Origin of the sequence: Xylophilus sp., assembly GCA_009914555.1 — a bacterium.
In the GTDB taxonomy this organism is placed as follows: Bacteria; Pseudomonadota; Gammaproteobacteria; order Burkholderiales; family Burkholderiaceae_C; genus WNDY01.
In genome coordinates this window covers 1-8,360 of record WNDY01000098.1, presented here as the reverse complement: position 1 = coordinate 8,360, position 8,360 = coordinate 1, and the positions used below count along the sequence as shown (strand labels likewise).

General features: G+C 70.7%; 9 protein-coding genes and 2 pseudogenes. 3 read left to right on the top strand and 8 right to left on the bottom strand.

All coding sequences use genetic code 11. The features are described 5' to 3' along the window. A pseudogene (locus GAK38_RS22710) lies at positions 1-132 on the top strand (IS481 family transposase); the annotation flags it as partial. Here the strand turns inward: GAK38_RS22710 and GAK38_RS22705 are convergent. The 3 genes from GAK38_RS22705 to GAK38_RS22695 form a co-directional block, all read right to left on the bottom strand. Next, positions 78-704 (bottom strand): STN domain-containing protein, encoded by a 627-nt coding sequence (locus GAK38_RS22705; protein WP_325347174.1) that lies wholly within the window; start codon positions 702-704, stop codon positions 78-80. The pseudogene GAK38_RS22710 and the gene GAK38_RS22705 overlap by 55 nt on opposite strands. A gap of 353 nt (positions 705-1,057) precedes the next feature. Further along, positions 1,058-2,116 (bottom strand): FecR family protein, encoded by a 1,059-nt coding sequence (locus tag GAK38_RS22700; protein WP_325347173.1) that lies wholly within the window; start codon positions 2,114-2,116, stop codon positions 1,058-1,060. Then, positions 2,113-2,772, bottom strand: a complete 660-nt coding sequence (locus GAK38_RS22695; protein ID WP_325347172.1) for an RNA polymerase sigma factor — start codon at positions 2,770-2,772, stop codon at positions 2,113-2,115. The genes GAK38_RS22700 and GAK38_RS22695 overlap by 4 nt, the downstream gene beginning before the upstream one ends. Positions 2,773-3,094: 322 nt before the next feature. Between GAK38_RS22695 and GAK38_RS22690 the strand changes: the two genes are divergently transcribed. Further along, on the top strand, positions 3,095-3,466 hold the full coding sequence (locus tag GAK38_RS22690) for a type II toxin-antitoxin system RelE/ParE family toxin (protein ID WP_325347171.1): 372 nt from the start codon (positions 3,095-3,097) through the stop codon (positions 3,464-3,466). Continuing rightward, on the top strand, positions 3,463-3,786 hold the full coding sequence (locus GAK38_RS22685) for a helix-turn-helix domain-containing transcriptional regulator (RefSeq protein WP_325347170.1): 324 nt from the start codon (positions 3,463-3,465) through the stop codon (positions 3,784-3,786). Before GAK38_RS22690 ends, GAK38_RS22685 begins: the two co-directional genes overlap by 4 nt. A gap of 10 nt (positions 3,787-3,796) precedes the next feature. Here GAK38_RS22685 and GAK38_RS22680 read toward each other — a convergent pair whose 3' ends face one another. The 5 genes and pseudogenes from GAK38_RS22680 to parA all read right to left on the bottom strand — a co-directional run bounded on the left by GAK38_RS22680 (position 3,797) and on the right by parA (position 8,094). Further along, on the bottom strand, positions 3,797-5,734 hold the full coding sequence (locus tag GAK38_RS22680) for a DUF3363 domain-containing protein (RefSeq protein ID WP_325347169.1): 1,938 nt from the start codon (positions 5,732-5,734) through the stop codon (positions 3,797-3,799). Between the two features lie 396 nt (positions 5,735-6,130). Continuing rightward, the gene (locus GAK38_RS22675; protein ID WP_443089265.1) at positions 6,131-6,655 is read right to left on the bottom strand and encodes a S26 family signal peptidase; all 525 of its coding nucleotides are present in this window, start codon (positions 6,653-6,655) and stop codon (positions 6,131-6,133) included. Between the two features lie 5 nt (positions 6,656-6,660). Beyond that, positions 6,661-7,193: pseudogene (locus GAK38_RS22670) on the bottom strand (DUF2840 domain-containing protein). After that, positions 7,190-7,453 (bottom strand): chromosome partitioning protein ParB, encoded by a 264-nt coding sequence (locus tag GAK38_RS22665; protein ID WP_325347168.1) that lies wholly within the window; start codon positions 7,451-7,453, stop codon positions 7,190-7,192. Before GAK38_RS22665 ends, GAK38_RS22670 begins: the two are co-directional and overlap by 4 nt. Continuing rightward, entirely contained in the window at positions 7,450-8,094 is a 645-nt protein-coding gene (parA, locus tag GAK38_RS22660; protein ID WP_325347167.1) for a ParA family partition ATPase, read from the bottom strand. Before parA ends, GAK38_RS22665 begins: the two co-directional genes overlap by 4 nt. Positions 8,095-8,360 lie beyond the last annotated feature (266 nt).

Genomic DNA, 8,360 nt, shown 5'->3' with positions numbered 1-8,360 from the left:
TTGTACAACCAGCAACTGCCGCAGTCAGCGCTGGGCAGCAAGACGCCCATGCAGGCCATGAAGAACTGGTATCAGACTCACCCGCATCTGTTCCATAAGCGGCTATATGATCGTCCGGGATGCGACATGTAGTCCCGGTTGCCCAGAATGCCCACGCTGCCGCCGCGCGCCACCTGCCCGCCGGCGTAGGCTGGCGGCAGGCCGTCCGCGCGTTCGGCCTGGGCCCTCACCGTGACCTCGGCCAGTGAGGCCCCCTCGCCAGAGGGCGGAGTGGGCGGCACTGCCTTGAGCGCAAACCCACCCGCCCCGGCCCGCGAAATCCCCACGCCCGTGCCTTGCAGCAACTGCTCCAGCGCCTGCCGGGGCGTCAGCAGCCCCTTGACGGCCCGCGCATTGCGCCCGGCCATGTCGGCTTCGTCGAACAGCACCTGCTGCCTGGCCTGCTGCCCGAACACACCCAGGGCGGAAGCCAGCGGCTGGGCGGCGATGTCGAAGGGGACCTGTGCCTCCTGCGCATGGGATGCCGCCGGCGTGGCGGCCAGCGCGGCCACCGCACAGATGGCCAGCAGCGATGGCATAGGCAGCGCCACGGCGGGCACGCGCTCGTGCCTGCCGCGCCGCCGCACGTTCGCCGCGAATACTCCGCCCGCCAGGGCTCCCCTCAGTTTTCTTGTTGCCCGCATCACCAATCCTGCGTCGTTCATGGCCCGGCGCGAATGCGCGTCAACTGGACGCCGCGCGTGCACAGGATGGGGACGATCCCAGGGCTTGCCTGCTCCTGCCGGAAGCGGCACCTGGGCCCGACGCGGAGAAGATGCGCCGGAACGATGGTTCGCTCCGGCCGGCTTCGCCAACCTGCGCGCGCATGGCGCGCCGCTTGTTTGCGGCCGTTGGCTGGGGGAAGCGCGGGCTGGTGTACCTGCTTCGGCCCTACTGGCTGGCAGCCGAGGGAGGCCGAAGAATTTCGGTCCCTACAGGAAAAGACGTAGTTTTCAGGCGCAGCACGAACCCGTGAGTACGCGCCAAATTGCAACCAATTGAAACCATCCCGTGCGGATCAGCGGCGGGAGATCATCCAGCCGCCGTCGGGCTGGCGCCGCACCCGCACGGGCGCGATGTCGGGCAGCAGTTCCATAAAGGCGTCGGGTGCGGACGTCGAGAAGTAGGCCGACACGGGCAGGTTGGCCAGTTCGGGACCAGCCAGCGTGACGGGCCGGCCCAGGTAGCGCGCGACTTCCTGCGCGACTTCGCCCAGGGGGCTGCGCTTGAACCGCAGTTGGCCGTTGCGCCAGTCGCCCACGGTGTCGGCGCTGACGGGCACGGAGACGTGCTGCGCCGTGGAGGGATCGACCGAGACGCCGGAAGCGGGGCCGAGCACGAGCACAGGTCCGTCGGGCGCGGCGCGGTCGGGGCACACTTCCACCTTTCCCTCGCGCACCTTGACGATCAGGCGCGGCGGCGCGGCCCGCACGTTGAAGGCGGTGCCCACCACCTTGACCTGGCTGCGGCCGGAATCGACGGTGAAGGGCCTGGCCGCATCGGCGCTGACCTGGAAGAAGGCTTCGCCCTGATCCAGCACGACCTCGCGGCGGCGGGGGTAGTAGCGCACCTTCAGGGTGCTGTCCCAGTTGAGCGCGATGTGCGAGCCGTCGGGCAGATCGATGTCGCGGACCTCGCCGCGCGCGGTGGCGACGTCGAGGCTGTAGCGGGCCGTGTTGTCCCATGCATACCAGCCGCCGCCCAGGGCCAGTACCAGGACGCCGGCCAGAATGGACGCGAACGCCGGGCCGCGCGCGACGGCCCGCCACCAGCCCCGCCATGGCTGCGCGGGCGCGGCGGTTGCGGGCCGGGCGCGGGCCGCGGGGCTGAGGGCGGCCTGCGCGGGTGCCTGCTGCTGGGCGCGGTACTGCTTGAGCTGGCCGAATAGCTGCCGCGTGCGGCCCATGCTGTCGAAGACCTCGCGGTGGAAGGGATCGGCTTGCAGCCAGGCGTTGAGCGCGCGTTCGTCGGCACTGGTCCAGCCCGGCTCCTGCCGGCGGGTGAACCATTCGGCGGCGGTCTCGTGCAGGTCCACCAGGGTGTCCGGCGCCATGCCGGGCGGCAGGGGCTTGTTCATCGTGTGCGGTCTGCTTCGTGGGAGTTGTTGTCGTGCCCGGCCGCGTCTTGGGGGGCCGGCGCGCGCAAGCGCTGCATCTGTTCCAGGCTGCCGTACTGTATGCGCAGTTCGCAGTACGCATAGGCGCGGCTGACGTGCTTGGAGACCATGCGCGGGGAGATGCCCATGATGGCCGCGACTTCTTCCTGCGTGTGGCCGTCGAGGACGTTCAGGGTGAACGCCTCGCGCTGGCGCTCGGGCAGTTCATTCAGCGCCTCGTCGAGCCGGGCCAGGCGCTGGCGGTGCGCCGCGCGCAGCAGGGGGTCGTGTTCGTCGCCGCCGGGCAGCGCGGCCAGTTCATCGCCGGCGTCTTCGATCGACAGCATCTCCATTGCCTGCGCCTTTCCACGCTTGCGCCAGCCATCGACGGCCAGGTTGCCGGCGGCACGGTCGAGGTAGGCCAGTTCCGCGCCGGCTTCAGGTGTGCGGCCGGAGGCGGCCATCTGGGCGAAGACCTGCTGCGCGGTGTCTTCGGCTTCCGCATGGCTGCCCAGGCGCCGTTGCAGCAGGCGCACGATGGGCTTGCGCCAGTTCTGGTACAGGGTGGCCAGCGCGGAGGAAGGCTGCGCGTCGGGCTGCGGCTCGCCCCGCACTGCGGCCGACGGATCGCGCTTCATGGCATCGCCTCCTGCCAGAACAGGCGCGGCAAACGGGGCCTTTGCAAGGCCCGGTCTGCGAAGACACCGGAACAGGAGGTTGAATGGGGTAGCACAGGACGCAGCGATACGCCATCGATCCGGAATGGCAGAGCCCCGTGCGCCGGTGGATGGCGAGGGGCGGACGGGCCTGGCTACATGCGGAGATCGAACGGCTGAATGAGAATGAACTCGATTGTACCGAGCGCCATCGACTACGCCCGGATGGATTGCCAGGCCGCCCGCGAGGGAGCGCTGGCGCGCCGCACTTGCCGAAAAGTAACCTATACGTTACCATTCACCCATGCCGATCCAGATCGAGGAGTACGTCCGCGAGGACGGCAGCAACCCCTACCAGGCGTGGTTCAACGCGCTGGATGCGCAAGCCGCTGCCAAGGTGACGGTGGCCAAGGCGCGGATGGAGTTGGGCAACACCTCGAACATCGAGTGGTTCAGGGGGATCGGCGAGTACAAGATCGACTGGGGGCCGGGCTACCGCATCTACCTGGCGCAGGATGGCGCGGCGCTGATCGTGCTGTTTGGCGGCAGCAGCAAGAAGGGCCAGCAGAAGGCCATCGACCAGGCCGTGCTGCTGCACGAGGAATACAAGGCGCGCAAGAAGCGCCTGGCCGCCGCGCCCAAGGTGCAAGGCAAAGGAAAGGACATGAACCGATGACGCTCACGCGCGATTTCAAGCAGACGGTGGCCGAGCGGGCCGAGCGCGATCCGGCCTTCGCCCGTGCGCTGCTGGACGAGGCGGCCACGCTTTTTCTCAGCGGCGAGCCGGACGCGGCGCGCCTCATCCTGCGCGACTTGGTGAACGCGACGGTCGGCTTCGAGCATCTGGCCGAACTGACGCAAAAGCCCAGCAAGAGCCTGCACCGCATGCTCTCGCCCCACGGCAATCCGAACATGAACAACCTGGCGGCCATCTTCGACGCGATCCGGGACTGGCTGCGGGTGGGCTTCGACGTGCGCGTGGTCGAAGCCGCGTAGCCCGGATTCGTCAGCGCCCCAGGCCGCGCTGCCGCCCAATCTCCCACGACACCCCGCCTCCGCGCACCGTGGCGGCGATCTGCTGGCCCAGGCGCTGTTCGATCACCGGCTTCCACGGCACCAGGCTGAAGCCCATGCCGTCTTCCAGCATGGCGTAGCGCCCGCTGGCGAGTTGGATGGACTGGCGGTAGATGCCGCTGGCCTGCTGGCCGTCCTTCAGCGGGTGGAAGCTGCGGCCGGTCTGGGCTTGCAGTTGCTTGCCGACGCTTGCCAGTTCGCGGTCGCGCAAGGTCGCCAGCAGGTTGCGGGCGAGGACGATGCGCTGGCCCCGACGCTCGGCCAGCCCCTGCCCGGCGAGGAAGTCCACGCGCTGCTGCATCGCCTCGCACACCTGGGTGCCGAAGCCCTGGGGCGCCAGCGCCTTGCCTTCGTCCAGCAGTTGGCGGTCCAGCCAGGTGGCGCCGAGGGAGCGCACTTGCTGGTCGAGGGACAGGTGCGAGCGCAGTTCGATAGCTTGGCCGGGGGCCTTGCCCGCGTCATGCCGCTGGGCCTGCGCCTGCAAGTCGCCGGGGATCTTCCAGACGCCATCGCCCACGCGCTCCACGATGCCCGCGCGGCGCAGCGCCTCCAGCCGGCGCACGTGGATCTCCACCGTGGCCTGCGGATCGCGCTCGCCGACCCGTTTGAGCTGGGCGGCATGGCCCGCCGTGGTGTAGATGCCATCCTTCGATGCGGCGAGGATGGCGCGATCGACGGCCCTGGGCTGCCCGGCCGTCCTGGCCTCCACGATGCCGCCGATGGGCAACTCGCCCAGGTCGGCGCCGGCCGGCAGCTTGAGGTAGTGCGCGCGGCCGTCGATGCCATCGACCACCAGGTAGCCCCGGTCGTGCAGTGCGTCCGCCAGGCCCTTGCCGACGATGCGGCCGAGCACGGGTGCGCCTGCCTCGCCGATCACCAGTTCGCGCTGCTGGCCGGCCAAAGCGCGGCGCATGGCGTGCAGCGCGTCCTCGCGCTCACCCAGGGCGCCCAGCGTGGCAGCCAGGCCGGGTTTGAGCGTCCAGCGGTGGGCATCGACCCGCTCGGCCAGGCCCATGCCTTCGAGCCGCTGCAACCGGGCGCGCAGGACGTTCTGGCGCTGGCGGTCCTGCGGGCCTGCCTTCGTGAAGTCGATGCCGTCCGCGCCGGCTTGGCGGATCAGCGCCCGGTCCAGGCTGGTGAGCCGCTGCTGGTCCACCTCGCGCAGCAGGCTCTGGCGCATCTCGGCCTCGGTGCGCGGCCCCAGCCATTCGGTGGCGATCTCGCTGGCGCGATGGCGCATGCCGTGGGCCATGTAGTCCGGGGCGATGGCCAGGTGCTCGCCGCTGGCGGTGTGGCCGTTCAGCACGATGTGGGTGTGCGGGTTGTCCGTATCCCAGTGGTCCACGGCCACCCAGTCCAGGCGCGTCTCCAGGTCGATCTCCATGCGGCGCATGAGCTGGCGCGTGAAGCCCTTGAGGTCTTCGATCTCCAGCCCATCCTCGGGCGAGACGATGAAGCGGAACTGGTGGCGGGCGGCCTTGCCCCGTTCCTGGAAGCCGTTGAGGTCGGCCGCGTCGGTGCCGGTGCCGTAGGCCCGGCCCCTCTGCCCGTTGCGCGTGACGCCCTCGCGCTCGATGTAGCGCAGGTGGACGGCCACCGAATGCGGACTGGCGCGCTGCAGCACCACGAAGCGGCTCTTGACGATCACGCGCCGGGCGTTGGCGCCCAGGCCCTGGCCGGCCAGCGTGGACGCCACGCGGCCTCGGCCGAAGGTGTTGGCCGGCCTGCCGATGGTCTTGCCCGAACGGCTGGCGCCCGCCTTCGATGCCTGCTTAAGTACCTGGGTAATGAAGCGCTGCGGACGCGGGCCGGTGCGCGACTTCGGCGGCGCAGGCCGGATGCGGAAGCGGTCATCGTCACGCGATGCCACGGCAACGCTCCTGGCGCATTCCAGCGCGATGCAGCGAAAACGACACTCGGCAGCGGCAGCGCCGGTGCGCATTCCGGTGTTCGCGCGGCACGCGCGACACCCCTCGCGGTGCCGCCGCGAGCCCACGTGCAGACTGGATTCCCAGGGCTCGGCGTGCCGGCCCCTTTATCTGGCCCGATGCCTGCGCCTCCCGCATCCGCTCCCGGCTCCGGCATGCCGCCAGCCGCGCACGGCGCGCGCAGCGCCGCCCGAAGGGCCGCGCGAGTGCAGCCGGCGCTGCACGTTGGCGACGGACTCCCTGCACGCTGGAATGCGGCCGAAGTGCAGCATCGGCCGCAGTCCGGTGGCACGCGGCGCGCAGGGTTGGGTGCATTCCGTGAAGCAAGCGCATGGCCGTCACCATGTCCACATCGGCCGCGCGATGCCGAGCACCGCGACGGCATCGATCGGGCCGAAATAGCGGCTGTCGAACGATGCCGGGTTCGTATCGCTGAGCAGGCACAGTTCCCCGTCCACAAGCGCCCGGCAGTACGGCCAGGGCTGCAATGGCCGGTGCGCGCCATCGCGCGTAAGCGCGGCTGCGACGGGCACGCCGTCGATCCAGACCAGGCGATCCAGCGCGCACACCGCCTGCGGCGCCACGGCGCCCACGCGCTTGAGGATGGGCACGCCCTGGGGCAGGTAGCCGCGCTGCGCCGCAAACGCGGCCACGCCGGCCGGAAGCCGAGCCAGGACGATGCTGCCGGCCCGCAAGGTGCCGCGCAGCGAGCTGGCGCCATTGAGCGCATCGACCAGATACCAGCCGCGCGCCACGCTGTCGCTCGGGTTGAACACGATGCGAACGGGCGGCGGCAGCGCGACCGGCGCGGCGAGCCCGGCCAGCGCGAACCCCATGCAGGCCAGGAGCGCGCAGCGGTGCATGGCCGTCATCGCAGCGCCTCGCGCGCCAGGTGCGCGGCATGCCGCTCGGGCGTGTACGCCGGCAGCGGCAGCCGCGCGGCCAGCCGGTTGCCGACCATGCGCCAGTAGACCGGCGCGGCCGCGCAGGGATCGAGGCCGGCCGCCTCGATGGCATCGACGGCGGCGAGCACGGCCTTGACGCGCGGCTCGCCATCGGCGCGCAGCAGGATGCGCGCGCCGGGCGACACGCGCTGACGCGCTGCATGCCGTCCAGCGGCGTGGGTGCCTGCAACACCATGAGCTGCCACAGCGCCGTGCCGTAGTCGTTGCCGAGCCACTTGATGCGGCAGCAGACGGCGCCCGGCAGGAACACCGCCACGCGCCGCCAGCGGTCCAGCACGATCTCGCGCGCGGGCCGGCCAAAGCGCAGGTACACGTTCACGCGATGCGCGACGAAGGCGAGCGAGACGCGCATCGGCCCGGCGGCCGGCAGCAGCGCCGCGTGCGCGCTGGCCTGCGCGTGCGGTGTCGGCTGTGCCGGCAGTGCGGCCGCCATCATGGCCGCGCCTCCGGATACTCGCGCTCCAGCAGTTCGCGCAGCATGTCGGCGGCCGTGACACCGCGCTGGAACGCGATCACCTTGATGCGCCCGCGCAGCGCCGGCGTCACGTCGATGGTCAGGCGTGCGGTGAACACTGCCGCCTTGGCCTGCACGGCGGCGCTGTCTTCCCGATGCACCCAGGCGGTGGCCGGATCAGCCGCGGGCCGTCGGCCGATGGCGGCGCGGCGCGGTGACTTCGGCGGGCGGGCGGCCGTCATCGCAATGCCTCCCGCACGGCCTGTGCGAAGGCCGCGACCTCGCGCGCGGCCGCGCTGCTGGGCGCCACCTCCCACACCAGCTTGCCGGCCGCCACGCAGTCGGCGAACGCGATGCGCTGCGCGACGTCGGCGCGCAGCGTGGGGAACGGCTGATCGGCCAGCGCGGCGCGCGCCTCGCGTCCGATCACGGTGCCGACCACGCGCCGGTTGATGACGAAGGCCGCGCGCAGGCCGGGCCGGAGCACCTGCGCCTCCTGGATCAGGCCCACCATCTCCTGCGTGGCCCACACGTCATACGCGCTGGGCTGCACGGGGATCAGCACCAGGTCCGCGGCCAGCAGTGCGGAGCGCGCGAGCGCCGCCACTCGCGGCGGGCCGTCGATGACCACGTAGTCGGCCTGCTGGGCGATCTCGGGCACTTCCCGGTGCAGGGTGTCGCGGGCCAGCCCGAAGACGCCGTAGAGCCGCCCCTGGCCGCTTTGCAGGCGCCTTTGCGCCCAGTCCAGAGCGGAACCCTGGGGATCAGCATCGAGCAGCGTGACGCGCTGCCCCTGCATCGCCAACTCGCCCGCCAGGTGCGTGGCGAGCGTGGTCTTGCCCGCGCCGCCTTTCTGGTTCAGCAGTGCGATGACCTTGCCCACCAGCGCCGACTGCCTTTCTGATGGCCGGGCTTCTGATGCCTCGGATGCCGCGCTGCCCGTTTTTTGCGCAGCGGCGCTCACGCCCCATCTTTTATTCATAGAGTTAGCTGTCGCCTCCCGGATGATTGCATAAGCGAGAATCGCTATCCACTCTTCATGGCCCGAGCGGTGATGCGAGGATTGATAGAGTCACTGCAATCACCTCCGGAGGTCCAAGCATGCTGATCGCCCTGCACAGGAACGCCCGCACCACGCCCGCCGTGCGT

Bases quoted from the DNA above. Each gene is read 5' to 3' on its own strand.
- GAK38_RS22695 (WP_325347172.1), bottom strand. From the start codon at position 2,772: ATGAAGCGCGATCCGTCGGCCGCAGTGCGGGGCGAGCCGCAGCCCGAC.
- GAK38_RS22665 (WP_325347168.1), bottom strand. From the start codon at position 7,453: ATGACGGCCGCCCGCCCGCCGAAGTCACCGCGCCGCGCCGCCATCGGC.
- GAK38_RS22700 (WP_325347173.1), bottom strand. From the start codon at position 2,116: ATGAACAAGCCCCTGCCGCCCGGCATGGCGCCGGACACCCTGGTGGAC.
- GAK38_RS22690 (WP_325347171.1), top strand. From the start codon at position 3,095: ATGCCGATCCAGATCGAGGAGTACGTCCGCGAGGACGGCAGCAACCCC.
- GAK38_RS22675 (WP_443089265.1), bottom strand. From the start codon at position 6,655: ATGCACCGCTGCGCGCTCCTGGCCTGCATGGGGTTCGCGCTGGCCGGG.
- GAK38_RS22685 (WP_325347170.1), top strand. From the start codon at position 3,463: ATGACGCTCACGCGCGATTTCAAGCAGACGGTGGCCGAGCGGGCCGAG.
- GAK38_RS22705 (WP_325347174.1), bottom strand. From the start codon at position 704: ATGAACGACGCAGGATTGGTGATGCGGGCAACAAGAAAACTGAGGGGA.